Source organism: Pyxidicoccus fallax, from assembly GCF_012933655.1.
In the GTDB taxonomy this organism is placed as follows: domain Bacteria; phylum Myxococcota; class Myxococcia; order Myxococcales; family Myxococcaceae; genus Myxococcus; species Myxococcus fallax.
Map to the genome: position 1 here is coordinate 1 of NZ_JABBJJ010000287.1, position 16,063 is coordinate 16,063.

A 16,063-nucleotide genomic window follows, 5' to 3' on the forward strand; every position below is an offset into this window, starting at 1 on the left:
GGCAGGCGCCTGTAGGCGCCCTGGGCGATGCGCACGAGGCCGCAGCCGGCCGTGCCGGCCCAGACGGCGCCGTCCGGGGTGGAGGTGAGGGCCACGACCTCCTCGCAGGGGAGGCCGGCGGCCTGGTCCAGCACGGTCCAGGTGTTGCCGTCGAAGCGGGCGAGGCCCTCCTGGGTGCCGACGAAGAGGTGGCCCTCGAGGGACTGGGTCAGCGCGAGCGCGGAGCTCTGCGGGAGCCCTTCATCCAGGCCCCACACGCGGTGAAGCGCTCCGGCGAGCGGCACGTCGGCCTCCTGGGCCCGGGACGGCGGCGCCAGCAGCGACATGAGCACGGCGAGCATCACGAGGTGACGCGGCGTCACCTTCGACCTGTGTTGCGCGAGCAAAGGAATGCGGCCCCCACTGACAAACGGAGGGGAGCCTACCGCATCTGGATGGCGTCTACCCGCGACCGCCCGTGTCACACGGGCGGCGGGAGACCCCACGCGTGGGGTGGAGAGAGTTCACCCGCGCCGTGGATCTGCCCATGGAATGGCCGGGACGGAGTGCTAAGAAGGGCCCTTCGCAAGGAGCGTCATGCCCGTCCTCGCCATCGGCAACATCGAGAAGGTCCGTGCGCTCGCGGCCAACGCCCGCGTGCTGCTGGTGGGAGGCGCGCGAGCCTCCTCCGCCAGCCGCGTCACCGCGTACGAGCCGGGCTCCAACAAGGTGCTCTGGAGCACCGAGCTGCCCTCCGCGGTCCTCGCCCTCGCCCTCTCCGGCGAGCGCTGGGCCGCCGCCGGCGCCGACGGCACCCTCCACATCGGCACCCTCTCCGACGGCAAGGCCGCCTTCCAGCTCCACGGCGTGCACCCGGGCGGCGCCACCGCGCTCGCCTCCAGCGCCGACGGCAAGCTCCTCTTCAGCGCGGGCGCCGACGGCACCGTGCGCGCCTGGGAGTGGGAGTCCACGCGCAAGGTGCACGACTGGAAGGCCTCGCCCCAGCCGCTGCGCGCCGTGGCCGTGGACCCCTCCGGCACCTACGCCGCCTGCGGTGGTGACGACGGCGTGGTCCGCTCCTTCACCCTCGCCACCGGCGCCCGGCGCGACATGCCCGGCCACGAGGGCGCGGTGCGCGCGCTCGCCTTCACCCCGCGCGACGGACGCCTCGTCTCCGGCGGCGACGACGGCAGGCTGCGCATCTGGTACCTCGTCGGCGCCGTGGAGTTCGAGGTGCGCGGCGACAAGGACTCCGGCCATGCCGGCGCCGTGCTCGCCCTCCTCTTCCCGCCCACGCCCGCCGCCGAGCCCGGCGGCGACGAGCCGGCCGACCGCATCTGGTCCGCCGGAAGCGACGGCAAGGTGAAGGCCTGGCGCCTGGACGAGCGTCGCAAGCCGCGCACGCTCGACTGCGGCAGCAGGCCCGTGAACGCCCTCGCCTTCATGCCCCCGGCCAACTCGCGGGCGGCGAGGGTGTCGCTGGGCTTCGTCTTCGCGGGCTGCGAGGACCGCCGCGTCCACCACTTCGGCGTCGCGGTGGACGGCAAGCCCGCCGAGGACCACTCCCACTACCAGCACGGCTTCGACCTGCTCACCGAGTCCCTCAAGGCCGGCCGCCCCAAGCGCGAGTCCTCCGTGCGCGAGGCCGCCCTCCTGGAGGAGCCCGAGGCGCTCGACTTCCTCACCCAGGTCCTCGGCACCGACAAGGACGCCGAGGTACGCCGGCTCGCCGCGCAGGAGCTGGCCGCGAAGGGCCGCACCGCCGCCCGGCCCAAGCTGCGTGAGCGCCTCAACGACGACCACCCCATGGTGCGCCGGGCCGCGCTGGAGGCCCTGGAGAAGCTGGAGACCGAGTCGCCCCTGGCCGCTCCGCGCGCCGCGCTGGACTCCCGCTACGCCGACACCCGCGTGGCGGGCCTGGAGCGGCTGGCGAAGCTGGGCGGCGTGTCGCCGCTGGTGCCGGGCCTCATCGCCGGAAAGCTCGTGGACGGCGTGCCCGCCGTGGGGCTGGCCGCGCTGGACGCCCTCACCGAGGTGACGCCCGGCGGGAGCACCGAGCCTTTGCGCACCGCCTTCGAGCGCGGCCCCGCGCACCTCAAGGTGGAGGTGCTCATCCGCGCCGCCGGAGCGGGCCTCCTGGGCCACCCGCAGCTCCAGCCGCTGGCCGCCCGCGCGCTGGACGACGAGGACGCGGACGTGCGCCGCGTGGCCTTCACCGTGCGCGTGCTGGAGCGCCGCGCCCTGGCCCACGCGCTGGAGTCGCGCGACGAGGACTTCGCCCGCGCCACCAAGGACGTGACCCGCCGGCTGGCCCAGCGCGCCCGCCGCGCCCAGGGCATCCCCGACAGCACGCCTCCGAGTGACGCGGACGTGCAGGCCGCGCGTGACGCGCTGCCCGCGCAGGGCACCGTCGGTGGCACGCTGGCCGAGTCCGACCTGGAGCCCCTGCTGGCCGCCATGGCCTGCCGCACGCCGGACACCGCGGTGCGCGGCGCGCGCGGACTGGCGCAGCTCGGAGACACCCGGGCGCTGGGCGCGCTGCTCCAGCTCTCCCGCGAGCCGGAGGCCTCCATCCGCCGGCAGGCCGCCACCGCGCTGCAGGCCCTCCAGGACCCCCAGGCTCGCGAGCGGCTGGTGTGGATGCTGGACGACGTGGACGCGGACGTGCGCGCCGCGGCGCTGGAAGCCGTCGTGGCGCTCGACACGAGCGCGCCCCTGTCCGCCGCCGAGGCCGCGCTGCGCTCCGGCCACGAGGACATGCGTGTGCGCGGCCTGGACCGGCTGGTGAAGCTGGGCGCCGCGACGCAGGGCGCGGAGCCGCTGCTGGGCGACGCGCTGGAGGACGAATCCGCCAGGGTGCGCGGCGAGGCCTTCCGCACGCTGTGGGCGTGGAACGAGCAGGAGCCCCAGAAGGCCCTGGACCGCGCGCTCTCCGGCCGCTTCCCGGACCTGCGCGGCCGCGCGGTGGAGGTGCTCTCGCAGCACGGCGCCGAGGGCTGGGCCCTGGAGCGCCTGCGCAAGTCGGTGGAGGACCGCGACGCGGGCGTGGCCACCGCCGCGTACAACGCGTGGGTGAAGCAGGCCGGCAAGGAGAAGCCGGAGCCGCACCTCGCGGCGCTCGCGTCCACGCATGCCTCGCTGCGCATCGCCGGGGCGAAGGGCTCCGTCCACGCGCCCGCGGAGGCGCTGCGCTCGCCGCTGCTGAAGCGGGTGCAGGATGAGAATGTCGACGTCGCCATCGCCGCGCTGGAGGCGCTCGACAAGCTGGTGCCGAACGAGAACGGTCCGCTGACGGCGGGCATCGCCTCGGCCTCGCTGCTGGTGCGCGTGCGCGCCGCGGAGCTGCTGGCCCCGCGCGGCGCCGAGGACATCCTCGAGCCGATGCGGGTCCTCATCACCGACAAGGACCTGGAGCGCCTCTACCCGCCCGCCTTCCTCAACCCGCTGCGCATCCGCGCCGCGCGCGCGCTGGCGTCGCTGGGCTCGCGCAAGCTGCTGGGCTTCTTCGCCACCGTGCTGCTGCCGCACGAGCTGGGCGACATCCAGGAGCAGGGCGCGCGCGGCCTCGCCACCGCCAGCCGCCGGGGTGACGAGGGCCACCTGCTGGACGCGCTGAGCTCCGCCAACGTGGCGGTGCGCTCGTGGGCCGCGGATGGCCTGTCCCGCCTGGGTGACACGCGCGCGCTGCCGGTGCTCACCGGCAACCTGCGCAACGACCACCTGCCGATTCGCCTCGGCGCCATCCTCGCCTTCGCGGCCCTGGGCCCCGCCGGGGATGGGGGCCTGCTGCACGGCCTGGAGGACCGCGCTCGCGAGGTGCAGGAGATGGTGTTCGCCATCGTCCTCGCGAGGGATTTGCGCGCCAGCCGCCGGGGCGAGCCGCCCGACCTGCTCATCAGCGCCCTCTCCAGCGGCCGGCCCGAGGTGCGCTACGCCGCGGCCCGCGCGCTGGAGCTGCGCGCGGACACCGACGCGTCGCGCGCGTACCTCGTGGACGCCCTGCTGCCGCCGCGCCCGGAGAAGGGCAAGGCCGAGAAGGCCGAAGGCACGCTGGACCTGCTCGGCGATGACGACGGGTCGGAGCTGCGTGAGGACAAGGAGAAGTCCGGCGACCTGAAGGGGTGGCCCTCCGAGGCGGACAGCGCGAAGCGGGTGCTGGGGCTCGCCGAGGCCCTCTCCAGCGACCAGCCCGAGCAGCGCTACGCGGCGGCCCAGGTGCTGCTGCTGCGCAACAAGCCGCTCGACTACTTCCGCGAGGCCCAGAAGGTAGCCCGCCCGCGCACGCTGGACGCGCCGTGGAAGCCGGAGACAGCGCCCGCCACGTCGCCCGTGCAGGCCACGCCCGGCAGGAGCTGGCTGCGCCGACTCTTCTCCGCCGTGAAGCCGGGGGTGCCGGAGTCCTCGCCCGAGGCCACCGCCAGCGCCGAGCGGCAGCACCTGCGCCGGCTCGCCTTCGGCGCCTACGTGGGCCTCTTGCGGCAGGTGTCCGCGGGAGACGACGAGGGCCACCGGGTGCGCCGCGACGCGGTGGACCGCGTGGTGAAGCTGACGCAGGAGGGCTACGCCGGCACGCCCGCCGCCGTGGCCGCCCTGCTGCGCGCCCTGGAGGACCCGCACCAGCTCGTGCGCAAGGCGGCGCTGGCCGGCCTCAAGGAGCTGTTCCCCGCCGGCAGCGACGAGCCGCTGTCGCTGGCCCTGGCCTCGCAGTCCGCGGACATGGCCCGCGCCGCGCTGGACGAGCTGTCCGGACGGGGCGACGTCGCGAAGCCGCGCATCGCCGCCGCGCTCAACTCGCCGCTGCCGGACGTGCGCCGCTACGCCTTCGAGCTCCTGGAGAAGCTCAGCCCGCCCGGCAGCCTGGAGCCGCTGCTGGCCGCGCTGGGCAGCGAGCACGCCGACCTGCGCGTGGGCGTGATTGAGCGGCTGGCCGGCGCCAACGACCCGCGCGTCACCGAGGCGCTGGGCCGGGCCATGGCCAGCGAGCACGAGGACCTGCGGCTGCGCGCCTCGGAGCTGCTGGCGCTGCGCGGGGATGACCGCGCGGTGGAGGTGCTCACCACCTTCCTGCGCTCGGAGAACGCGGCCGCCGCGAAGCGCGCGCTGGAAGCCCTGACCCGGCTGGCCACGCCCGGCGCCGTGAATGCCCTGGCCGCACGGCTCCAGGCCGCTCCGGACGCCAACGAGCGGCAGCGGCTGGTGGCGGCCCTGGGCCACACCCGTCGCGAGGAAGGCCTGGACGTGCTGGCCCGGCGCTGCCTGGAGGACGAGGCCCCCGCCGTGCGCAACACCTGCGTCACCGCCGCGATGAACATCGCCGGCGCGGACGTGAAGAAGCGTGACGCGACGCTGGCGGTGCGCTTCCTGCGCCAGGCGGTGAAGAACCAGGACGCGGCGGTGCGGCAGGCCGCCGTGCGCGAGCTGGAGCACGGCGCCGAGGCCGGCCAGTCCGAGGTGCTGGTGGGCCTCTTCGCGGACCGGGACGTGACGGTGCGCGCGGAGGCCGTGGAGCGGTACGCGAAGCGCGTCATCGAGCACGGCGCCAGCGTGGAGCCCCTGGAAGAGGTGCTGCGCGCCGGTGCCCGCGAGCTGATGCTGCCGGCCGCCGAGGCCGTGGCGCACCAGGGCCGCGTCAGCGCCCTGCGCCCCCTGCTGCTGTACGCCCGCGCGGGCGAGGAAGGACAGCGCGAGCGCGCCCTGCTCGCCCTGGGCACGCTGGGTGACGCGCGCGCCCTCGCCGAGCTGGAGACGGTGGCCGCGGGCGGCACGCCGGAGGCTCCGACGGAGCCCTCCATGATGGCCGCCGCCATCGAGGGCCTCGGCCGCCTCGCCGCGAAGCTGCCGGACGGCGAGGACCGCCGCCGCGTCGAGGAGAAGGTGGAGGCCGCCGCCGTCGAGGGCAACAGCGTGGAGCTGCAGCAGGCCGGCATCCGGGGCCTGCGCGCCATCGGCGGCGAGCGCGCCCGCGTGAAGCTGGAGGCGCTGCTGGGCGACCCGGGCACGTTCCTGCTCACGCGCACGGCCGCCGCTCAGGAACTGGCGAAGCTGAAGGACCCGGAGGCGGAGACCGCGCTCGCCCTGGCGCTGGACTTCCCCGAGTACGAGCTGCGCCGCGAGGCGCGCAAGGCGCTGGACGAGCTCTTCCCGAAGGAGCGCACGCGCGTGGAGTTCCACGCCGTGGCCAGCCGCTACCCGGACATCTCCGAGCCGGCCGCCGCCTACCTCTCCGACGAGGGCGACCCGGCGCTGCTGGTGCCCCGGCTGGCCACGCTGTCCAATGTGGCCCTGCGGCTGCGGCTGCGGCGCGGGCTCGCGCGGCGCGGCGCCATGCCCGTCCCCGAGGTGGTGGCGCTGCTCGGCCACGACAAGCCGGAGGCCCGCGAGGAGGCCGCGCTGCTGGTGGGCACCTGGACGGGTGAGCCCCGCGATCCGGGCTCGGTGGATGTGGCCGCGCTGTCCCGCGCGCTGGTGACGGCCGAGCGCCGTACCGCCTCCGAGTGGGCCGCCGCGCCCGCTCCGAAGCGCGCCCCGCTGGCCGCCGCGTGGGAGCGTCTGTTGTGGGCCGGCTCCCGCCTGGGCGCCGCCGCGCTGTCGGACTCCGCGCGCGCCATCCTCCAGGGTGGCGAGGCCGGGGCTCCCGCCCGCGTGCGCCAGGAGGCCGCGCGCGCGCTGGGCCGCCTGGGCTCGGTGAACGGCACGCTGCAACCCAAGGGGGCCACGCCCACCGCGCCCGTGCTGTCGCATGACAAGGAGCGCGCCGCCGTGGCCGAGACGCTGCGCGCGTCGCTCGTCGACCCGGACGCCCGGGTGCGCGCGGCGGCGGCGGACGCGCTGGCGAAGCTCGCCCCCGAGCGCGCCGCGGCCTGGGCGCTGGAGGTGAAACCGTTCGACCCGGTGGCCCTGGGCCCCACGGGTGACAGGCCGCCCCAGGACACGCTCGCGACGTCCGAGAGCCGCCGCCTCGCGGTGCCCGCGCTGCTGGGTACTCGCGCCGAGGAGCCTCTGCTGGCCCTGGCCCGGGGTGTGAAGGCCGAGGTGAAGCCGGACGCCTATGCCGTATTGGGCCGGCTGGGCGGAGACGCGGCGGCGAAGCTGCTGCACGATGCCGCCTTCGACAACTCGCAACCCGTGGAGCTGCGCAAGGCCGCCTGGCGCGCCCACAAACGTGCACGCCGCGCCGCCGAGCGCGCCCGGAAGGAAGGAACCCCGTCGTGACGACCGCCACCCGACACCCCGTCGAGCTGCGCTACGCCACCGCGAGCGACGTGGAGGCCGCACCGGATGCCTCGCGCGTGCTGCTGGCCCTGGAGGGCTCTCGCGGCACCGTGGGCGTGCGCGGCCGCGTGCGCGACGCCACCCTCTTCCGCGACGTGCTCGCCTCCACCTTCGGCATCCTCGCCAGCGACCTACGCTACCGGGGCAAGGACCGCACCGCGTACCTCGCGTACCTCATGAAGCAGGGGAAGCGGGCCAGCGCGCAAATCTGGGAGGCGCAGAAGGCCTTCCTCGACAACGCGCTGGAGGGCGAGGAGAAGAAGGACGCGGTGCTGGACCCCGTCCTCACCGTGGACCCGGACAGCGTGTCCCTGGAGGTCTTCTCCCGCGACGAGAGCGCCTACGCGCGCCTGTCCCTCGACAATGCCCTCTTCGAGGGCCGCGAGGCCGCGCACGGCTCCACCTTCCTGGACGTGCCCGCGGACCTGCCCGCCCGCGTGGACCGGCTGCGCACCTACGTGCCCGTGTCGCTGGAGGCCCACGTGGCCCTGCCCGCGCGCCCCTCGCAGCCCGCCCGCGAGCCGCGCAACGTGGAGGTGCCCCACGCGTGGCTGCGCGGCTTCCTCCAGGTGCAGTCCGCCGCCACGCTGCCGGCGAACACGTGCCGGCTTGCGCCCATCGACCTCTACAACCTCCTCTTCGCGCTGCGCACCCGCAAGGCGAAGAAGGCCCCGCGCGCGCTGCGCTTCGAGCTCATCCCCGGCGCCCCGCCCCGGCTGGTGCTGGAGCCGTGGGAGCTGGTGCTGGAGTGCCACGGCGGCACGTACACGGGCAGCGCCCCCGCGGTGGTGCGCACCTTCGGCCGCCAGCGGCTCGCCGCGCTCGCGCGCCTGCTGCCCCATGCGCACTCGGTGCGGGTGCAGCTCCTGGGCCCGGGCCTGCCAGTGTTCTGGGTCATCGACATGGGCGCGGCCACGCTGACGCTGGGCCTCACTGGCTGGACGGAGAGCGGCTGGTCCTCGGCCGCCGCCTTCGACGCCCTCATGCCCCGCGCGGTGCCGGACGGGCTCGCGGAGAAGCTGCGCGGCCGGCTGCGCGCGGAAGGGCCCCTGTCCTTCGAGACGCTCGTCGCCGGTGCCGGCGCCCCCAAGGAGTCCGTGCGCGCGGCGCTCCAATTGGAGTGCCTGCGCGGCCGCGTCCTCTTCGACATCGCCCGGGGCGAGTACCGCCCGCGCGAGCTGATGGCGACGCCGGTGGACGAGGCCGTCATCCGCTACGGCAGCGAGCGCGAGGCGCGCGCCCACCGCCTGCTGGGCGACGGCGGCCCGGGCGCGGGCGAGGTGAAGCTGACCAAGGTGCACGAGGTCGTCGGCGAGGGCATCCGCATCCACGGCGAGGTGGTGGACCGCGAGGCCGTGCGCAGCTTCTTCCCCAGCTTCATGCTGGACGTGGAGGGCCGGCTGAAGGACGCCTCCTGCGGCTGCCCCCACCACCGCCGCTCCGGCCTGCGCGAGGGCCCCTGCGAGCACCTGCTCGCGCTGCGCCTCGCCTACGGCCGCCGCCGCGCCGAGGAAGAGGCGCTCCGCAAGACGCCCGAGGGCCGCAAGCTCATCCGCGCCGAGACGCGCTCCTACGTGCGCCGCGACGCGGAGAGCGGCCTGGAGACGGTGTATCGCGTGTCGCTGGACGGCCAGGTGGTGGCGGTGGAGTGGGGCCCGCGCACGGGCGAGTCCCGCCACCAGCGGCTCTGGTTCGACACGGACGCGGAGGCCCGCACGGCCTATTTCTCGCGCCTGGAGAAGTTGGCGGCTGAAGGCTACATCGACGCGGCCTCGGCCTTGGTGTAAACCCCCATTCACGGCCCGGCCGCGTCGACGCGCGGCCGGCAGGACAGGAGCGACGGAACGACGACGGACCAGCGCTTCACGCGCGAGCAGCCGAGAGAGGTCTGGAGTGCATCAGCCTGAGCGCCTCGAGCGCGGGAGCGGTGTTGCGCCGCTCCGGTTGGAATGCAGGACACTCTCCGCAAGGTAGCCTGTTCTTGGCTCTCTCCCTCCTAGGCACCATGGCCCGGGTGGGTAGCTGAGCCAACGACGCGAACGCCGTTTACCCACCCGGGCCATGGTGCCTAGGAGGGGAGAGCCGGTGAGGCTACCGTGCCCCAGGTGAGATGGTGGTGCCTTCCCGGCCTCCCTCGACTGCTCGCGCCACGCCCCGTCCCATGCCGCCGCCCCCGCCCCAGGTACCGACATGACCGCCAGGCTGGAGTCGTTCGTCCCCGCAGCTTCGCCGCAGACCGTCTCCACGCCCGCGCCGGCAGCCCCCGCCGCCAACGCCGCCTCGCAGCGTGAGGCCCGCCGCGCCGCCCACGAGGCGCTCCTCACCCGCTGGAAGGCCATCGTCGAGTCCGGCGGCGCCGACTCCTGGGTGCAGGGCCAGCTCGTCTCGCGCGGCCTCGCGGTGGGCGACCTCGACTTCGCGCGTGCGTCCGACAAGGAGAAGACGGCCTGGAAGGAGAAGAAGAAGGCCGAGGCCGCCGAGCGCCGCGCCCTGGAGCGCCAGGCCCACGAAGCCTGGAAGGCCACGCACGTGGCGCACCTGGGCGCCGGGGTGCACTGGGAGGAGGACGCCGCTGGCGACAAGTTCGACATCGCGGCCCGCGAGGAGCGCGCGAGGGCGAACGGCCTGCCGGAGCTGGACTCCACGGACGCGCTGGCGAAGGCGCTGGGCCTGAGCGTGTCCAAGCTGCGCTGGTTCGCGTTCCACCGCGAGGTGGACACGGGCTCGCACTACGTGAGCTGGAAGATTCCCAAGCGCGACGGCGGCTCGCGGACGATTACGTCCCCCAAGCCGGAGCTGAAGGAAGCGCAGCGCTGGGTGCTGGCGAACGTGGTGGAGAAGCTGCCGGTGCACGGCGCGGCCCACGGCTTCGTGGCGGGGCGCTCCATCCTCACCAACGCGCTGGCGCACCAGGGCGCGGACGTGGTGGTGAAGGTGGACCTGAAGGACTTCTTCCCCTCCGTGACGTGGCGGCGGGTGAAGGGCCTCTTGCGCAAGGGCGGCCTGCCGGAGAGCGCGTCCACGCTGCTGGCGCTGATGGCCACCGAGGCCCCACGCGAGGCGGTGCAGTTCCGAGGCAAGCTGCTCTACGTGGCGAAGGGCCCGCGCTCGCTGCCGCAGGGCGCGCCCACGTCGCCGGGCATCACCAACGCGCTGTGCCTGCGCCTGGACAAGCGGCTCTCCGCGCTGTCGAAGCGGTTGGGCTTCACGTACACGCGCTACGCGGACGACCTGACCTTCTCGTGGACGAAGGCGAAGCAGCCGAAGGCGAAGCGCTCGCAGCGCCCGCCAGTGGCGGTGCTGCTGTCGCGCGTGCAGTCCGTGGTGGAGGCCGAGGGCTTCCGCGTGCACCCGGACAAGACGCGCGTGGCACGCAAGGGCACGCGCCAGCGGGTGACGGGGCTGGTGGTGAACGAGGCCGCCAACGGCAAGCCCGCCGCGCGAGTCCCCCGCGACGTGGTGCGCCGGCTGCGCGCCGCCATCCACAACCGCGAGCAGGGCAAGCCCGGCCGCGAGGGCGAGTCGCTGGACCAGCTCAAGGGCATGGCCGCCTTCATCCACATGACGGACCCGGTGAAGGGCCGCGCGTTCCTGGAGCAGCTCGCGAAGCTGGAGGCGAAGGAGCAGCAGTCGCCTCCGGCGGCCTGACGCTCAGCGCAGCAGCGCCCCGTCGAAGAAGGCCCGCAGCCGGCGCGGGTACTCCTCGGGCGACGTCACACTGAAGTTCCCGTGGCCCGCACCCTGGATGCGCCACGTCTGCGCGTACTCGCGCACCTTGGCGAACAGCTCGTCCGCGAGCGGCTGTCCGGACTCCTCCGTGCCCATGACGATGAAGAGCGGCCGGGGGCGGATGCGCTCCACCGCGTCGATGGTGCGCACCTCGTCGATGGCGATGCCCCGCCGCCAGAAGGGCACCAGCGCACCGGACTGGGACACGAAGCCGAAGCGCCGGAAGTCATACGCCGCCGCCAGCCACAGCGTGTTGAACGGGGACAGCAGCACCACCGCGCGCACGCCCGGGTCCTTCGCGGCCACCTCGGCCACCGCGGCGGAACCAATCGAGAAGCCGAGCGCCCCCACCCTCTCCGGGTCCACGTCCGGCTGGGCGCGCACGAACTCCAGCGCCGCCGCCACGTCTCTGCGCTCCTGGTCGCCCCAGGTGGACGTCTCCCCTTCGCTCTCCCCGTGGGCGCGCAGGTCGAACAGCAGCACGCCGTAGCCCGCGTCTCGCAGGATGCGCGCCTCCGGCAGCAGGTCCGCGCGCGTCTGCGACAGGCCGTGCGCCATCACCACCGCGGCCCGGTTCCTCGACGGCACGTACCACCCTCGCAGCGTCAGCCCGTCCGCCGTGCGCAGCGTCACGTCGCGCGCCTCCGCGAGGTCCGCCGGCTTCACCGCCTGGGGCTTCGGGTAGTGGAAGTACGCCTCCGAGTGCCGCAGCGCCCGGCCGAAGATGGCCAGGGTCCCGACCAACCCCAGCGCCAGCACCCCACCCACGAGCCACCGCCACCGCTTCATGTCCGCCTGCCCTCCATGACTCGGCGCACGGCTGGCAGGCCGCTGCGCCTGGGCGTCATTGGTCAACGTCTCGTCACGCAGCTTACACTTGGCCGGAACTTTCACAGGGCCGCTGCGGGTCCTGTCGCACCAGGGAAGCTGTGGGCACGTCCAAGACGACTTTCGATGCGGTGGTGGTGGGCTCGGGCGCGTGCGGGGGTTGGGCCGCGAAGCAGCTGACGGAGGCGGGCCTTCGGGTGCTCGTCCTCGAAGCCGGCCGCGGCCTCCAGGCCGACAAGCTGCTGTGGATGTGGCACCGGCTGCGCCAGAAGCTGCTCCGCTACCGCACGGAGACGGACGCGCGGCGCAAGGAGCGCCAGAAAATCCAGTCCACCACCTTCGCGTGGCCCTTCCACCCGCACGCCTTCGTGGACGACGTGGACAACCCGTACACCACGCCGGACGGCCAGCCCTTCACGTGGATTCGCGCGCGGCAGGTGGGCGGGCGCACCTCGGTGAAGGCGCACGGGCGCCAGTTCTACCGGCTGTCTGACTTCGACTTCAAAGCCGGCAGCCGTGACGGGCAGGGCCCGGACTGGCCGCTGACGCTGGCGGAGCTCGCGCCGCACTACGAAACGGTGGAGCGGTGGATGGGCGTCCGCGGCAACACCGACGGGCTCTCCACCCTGCCCGACTCCGTCTTCGCCGAGTCCATTCCCCTTACCCCCGCGGAGCAGCGCCTGAAGGAGCGCGTGGAGCGCCGCTGGCCCGAGCGCCGCGTCGTCGCCCGCCGCACCGCCAACGCGCCCGTTACCATCCCGGCGGCGCTGAAGACGGGCCGCCTCACGCTGCGCACCAACGCCGTGGTGGACCGGGTCCTCCACGACGCGAAGACGGGCCGCGCCACCGGCGTGCACTACATCGACGCGGAGACGGGCAAGACGTACGAGGCCCACGGTCGCATCATCGTGCTCGCGGCGGGCACCATCGAGACCGCGCGCCTGCTGCTCCACTCGCGCAGCGAGGCGTTCCCGGACGGGCTGGCGAACTCGTCGGGACAGGTGGGCCGCAACCTGATGGACCACACGTACCTGCTGGGCATCGAGGCGAAGATGAACCTGCCCGCCGACCAGCAGCGGGCGGAGCAGAGCTGGGCGTACATCCCCCAGTTCCGCAACGTCACCACGAAGGAGCCGGGCTTCTCGCGCGGCTATGGCGTGCAGGTCTTCACCTTCGGCGACAGCTGCCACTTCGTGCCCTTCGGCGAGATGGTGCCGCGCGCGGAGAACCGCGTGACGCTGAACGCCACGGTGAAGGACCGCTGGGGCATCCCCGCCGCGCACATCGACTGCAAGCACTCGGACAACGAGCGGAAGCTGGTCGAGGACTCGGTGGCGCAGTGCCAGGAGATGATGAAGGAAGCGGGCTTCACCGTGGAGAAGGTCAACGACACCATGTCCACGCCGGGCATGGCCATCCACGAGGTGGGCACCGCGCGCATGGGCACGGACCCGAAGACGTCCGTGCTCAACAAGCACAACCAGAGCTGGGACGTGCCCAACCTCTTCATCACCGACGGCTCGTGCTTCCCCTCTCAGGGAGCGCAGAACCCCACGCTGACGATGATGGCGATCACCGTGCGCGCCTGCGCCTATATGGTCGGAGAGCTCAAGGCCGGCCGGCTGTGAGAGGTGGGGACGAGCCCTCGTCGCATTGAATCCCGACGCGGGCGAGGTGCTCCGCGAGGTGGGGCTCCCCGGTACGCGGGCGGGACTGGAGGCGCTGCTCCGTGGATGAGCTTCGCCTGGGAAGCCTCACCGTGCGCCTGGAGCGCGCCGATGCCCGCTGAGCACCGCGCCGCCCATCAGCGCCACGGCGAGCACCAGCGCCACGGGCCCGAGCCAGTCTCCCCAGGCCAGCGCGAGTGACGGCATCGACGCGGTGACGGGCACCCGCATCGCGAGCCCCGAGCGCTGGTTGTCATCCACCTCCGCGACGACCGCCCCCGTCGCGTCGATGAGCGCGGACACCCCTGAGTTCGTCACGCGCACCTGCGAGCGACGGGTCTCGATGCTGCGGAAGGCCGCATGCGCCAGGTGCAGGCGGGGCGCGGGGGTGCCGGAGAACCACGAGTCATTGGACAGCGTGAGCAGCAGCTCCGCGCCCTGGCGTACACCCTGCGCGACGAACGAGGGGAAGATGGACTCGTAGCAGATGAGCGGCGCCACGGTGAGCGAGCGACCGTCGCGCAGCCGGAAGCTCACGGCCTTCGGCCCGGGGCCGCGCTTCCAGCGTCCCGTCCAAGGCAGCCACTCGCGCAGCGTCGGCGTGTCGATGAGGTCCGGCACCCACTCCGTCAGGGGGAAGAGCATCGTCTTGCGGTACGCCGTGCGCTCCAGCGTGTCACCGCGAGCGGAAGGGCCCAGGAACATGGCGGCGTTGAACTCGCGCTCGCCCTCCAGGTCGTAGGAGCCGAAGACGAGGGGCACGCCACGCTGGGCGACATAGCCGGCAATCTCGGCGTCCAGCTCGGCGCCGGCCTCACTGCGGGGCGAGCCGAAGGTGGTGGGGTACACCGTCTCCGGCCACACCAGCAGGTCCACGGGCCCGGCGCGCAGCAGGCCGTCGGACATCTCGTAGTGCGTGTCGAGAATCATCCGCACCACGTCGTAGGTGCCGCGCTCGGCCTTCAGCTTCTCGTAGTTGGTGATGTTGGCCTGCACCGCGCCCACCACCAGGCCGCCCTCGCGGCGCGTCGCCGCCGTCACCTGCGAGTGGCGGAACGCGCCATACGCCGTCAACACGAGGACCAGCGCCACACCGGCCGCCGCCGGAATCACGGCACGCTGGCGCGAGGAAGGGACACGCAGGGAGCGCAGCGTCGCGAGCACGCACTCATTGACGAGCAGGAGCAGCAACGTAAGCCCGGGAGCGCCGGCCACGTCCGCGCCCTGCCGCTGCCACTCCTGGGTGACGAGCCCGAGCCCGAGCGTGTCCGCGAACAGCTTCGGCGCGAACCACTCCACGCCCACGTACACGAGCGCGGTCACGACAGGAGGAAGCCACCCGAGGCGTGCTCCAACGCTCGCGTCACGCCCCACGGGCGGGCCTGCGTCACTTCGCACGGGCACTCGCGAGTCATTGCCTTGGGGCGCGCCAGCTCCCGTCAAGGTGCCTGCACCCTCCACCGCCCGCCGAGCGAAGTACCGCGCCAGCGCCGCCGCGGGAAACTGGAGCTGAACCACCGGAGCCATCACCAGCAGCGCCAGCCAGCACACCCACAGCGGGGCCTGCGAATACGCCTGCACCGAGCCCGCGAACCAGCCGAACACCACCACGGAGAACGCCACCGCGAGCCCGAGCCCCAACGCCAGCGCCCCGCGCCACGAGCGAGCCCGCTCCACCGCCGCGAGCCACGGCACCAGCGCCACCCAGCCGAGCAGCGTCCACGGCATGCGCAGCCCGGAGAACAGCGCCAGCATCGCGGTGGTCGCCAGCACTCCGAGCAGCGCCACGGCGAGTCGCCGCGCGCGGCCCGCTCGCGCGTCCGTCACGGCTCGCCCGCTCCGGACTCGGCGCCCTCGGGCAGCTGCAGCATCTCGATGGGCAATCCCGGAGGCGCCATCTCCGCGGGCACCACGCGGTTCTCCGGCAGGGCAATGGGCTGGCCGCTCGCGTCCGAGGGCGCGTAATCCGGATGGAACATCAGGATGGCCTGCACGCGCTCACCGTTGTCGGTGGACTGGTAGTGGCGCACGTAGCCGGGCGGCAGCTCGAAGTCCTCGGGCACGACGATGCCGCGCTTGAGCGGCTTGGTGCCGGGCCGATACAGCTGCGTGCCCGTGGGCCCGGTGTACGGCGGCTCCGGGTCGGAAGGCGGCGGCATGGGCTCCTCCACGACGGGCGCGGCCACGGGCTGGGGCGCCGGAGCCACGGGGCGAGGCCGCGGCGCGGGAGCCTGGGCGACCATGGGCGGAGGCGCGACCACGGGCGCGGGAGGAAGCTCGGCCATCGGCTCCACCTCCACGTCCGAGGAGAGCCACCAGGCACTCAGCGCGCCGCAAAGAATGGTGAACACGAGCGCGCCGCCCACGAGCCACAGGCCCACGCCGCTGCTGGAGCGCGAGGGAGCGACATGCGTGACGCCGTCACGGTCGACACGCCGTTCTGGAGCTGGTTGCTGCGGCCTCATGCTCGCCCGCGGACCTCCGGGCTGCGTATGCTACGGACCGACTCCCGCCGAGGCAATCCGGCCCCCTACCGGACTCACGCCCCCATGAGCCCCACCTCCGCCGCCCTCGCCGAGCCCTCCGGC

Annotated in this window: 8 protein-coding genes; 4 read left to right on the top strand and 4 right to left on the bottom strand. The window is 73.9% G+C overall.

Going from position 1 to position 16,063, the window contains the following annotated elements; genetic code table 11:
- Window positions 1-344, bottom strand: a 344-nt coding sequence (locus tag HG543_RS40065) for a ligand-binding sensor domain-containing protein (protein ID WP_211194481.1), incomplete at its 3' end; no start/stop codon positions are given.
- A gap of 232 nt (window positions 345-576) precedes the next feature.
- On the opposite strand from HG543_RS40065, the gene HG543_RS40070 reads away from it, so the two are divergent.
- From HG543_RS40070 to HG543_RS40080, 3 genes are all read left to right on the top strand, one after another.
- Window positions 577-7,191, top strand: a complete 6,615-nt coding sequence (locus HG543_RS40070; RefSeq protein WP_169350201.1) for a HEAT repeat domain-containing protein — start codon at window positions 577-579, stop codon at window positions 7,189-7,191.
- Entirely contained in the window at window positions 7,188-9,038 is a 1,851-nt protein-coding gene (locus tag HG543_RS40075; RefSeq protein WP_169350202.1) for an SWIM zinc finger family protein, read from the top strand. Before HG543_RS40070 ends, HG543_RS40075 begins: the two co-directional genes overlap by 4 nt.
- Before the next feature lie 403 nt (window positions 9,039-9,441).
- A complete protein-coding gene (locus HG543_RS40080) occupies window positions 9,442-10,899 on the top strand; it encodes a reverse transcriptase family protein (RefSeq protein WP_169350203.1) in 1,458 nt (485 codons plus the stop codon).
- Window positions 10,900-10,902: 3 nt separating this feature from the next.
- Here the strand turns inward: HG543_RS40080 and HG543_RS40085 are convergent, their stop codons facing one another.
- Window positions 10,903-11,769, bottom strand: coding sequence for an alpha/beta hydrolase (locus tag HG543_RS40085; RefSeq protein WP_169350204.1), 867 nt, complete (start codon window positions 11,767-11,769; stop codon window positions 10,903-10,905).
- 140 nt (window positions 11,770-11,909) lie between these two features.
- Between HG543_RS40085 and HG543_RS40090 the strand changes: the two genes are divergently transcribed.
- Entirely contained in the window at window positions 11,910-13,436 is a 1,527-nt protein-coding gene (locus HG543_RS40090) for a GMC oxidoreductase (RefSeq protein WP_169350205.1), read from the top strand.
- Window positions 13,437-13,562: 126 nt separating this feature from the next.
- Here the strand turns inward: HG543_RS40090 and lnt are convergent, their stop codons facing one another.
- Both lnt and HG543_RS40100 read right to left on the bottom strand, forming a co-directional pair.
- The gene (gene lnt, locus HG543_RS40095; protein ID WP_371876535.1) at window positions 13,563-15,230 is read right to left on the bottom strand and encodes an apolipoprotein N-acyltransferase; all 1,668 of its coding nucleotides are present in this window, start codon (window positions 15,228-15,230) and stop codon (window positions 13,563-13,565) included.
- Window positions 15,231-15,298: 68 nt separating this feature from the next.
- Window positions 15,299-15,940, bottom strand: a complete 642-nt coding sequence (locus HG543_RS40100) for a hypothetical protein (RefSeq protein ID WP_169350200.1) — start codon at window positions 15,938-15,940, stop codon at window positions 15,299-15,301.
- Window positions 15,941-16,063: the final 123 nt, after the last annotated feature.

Coding starts and splice junctions, on each gene's coding strand:
- HG543_RS40080 (WP_169350203.1), top strand. CDS start 9,442: ATGACCGCCAGGCTGGAGTCGTTCGTCCCCGCAGCTTCGCCGCAGACC.
- HG543_RS40100 (WP_169350200.1), bottom strand. CDS start 15,940: ATGAGGCCGCAGCAACCAGCTCCAGAACGGCGTGTCGACCGTGACGGC.
- HG543_RS40070 (WP_169350201.1), top strand. CDS start 577: ATGCCCGTCCTCGCCATCGGCAACATCGAGAAGGTCCGTGCGCTCGCG.
- lnt (WP_371876535.1), bottom strand. CDS start 15,230: ATGCTGGCGCTGTTCTCCGGGCTGCGCATGCCGTGGACGCTGCTCGGC.
- HG543_RS40085 (WP_169350204.1), bottom strand. CDS start 11,769: ATGAAGCGGTGGCGGTGGCTCGTGGGTGGGGTGCTGGCGCTGGGGTTG.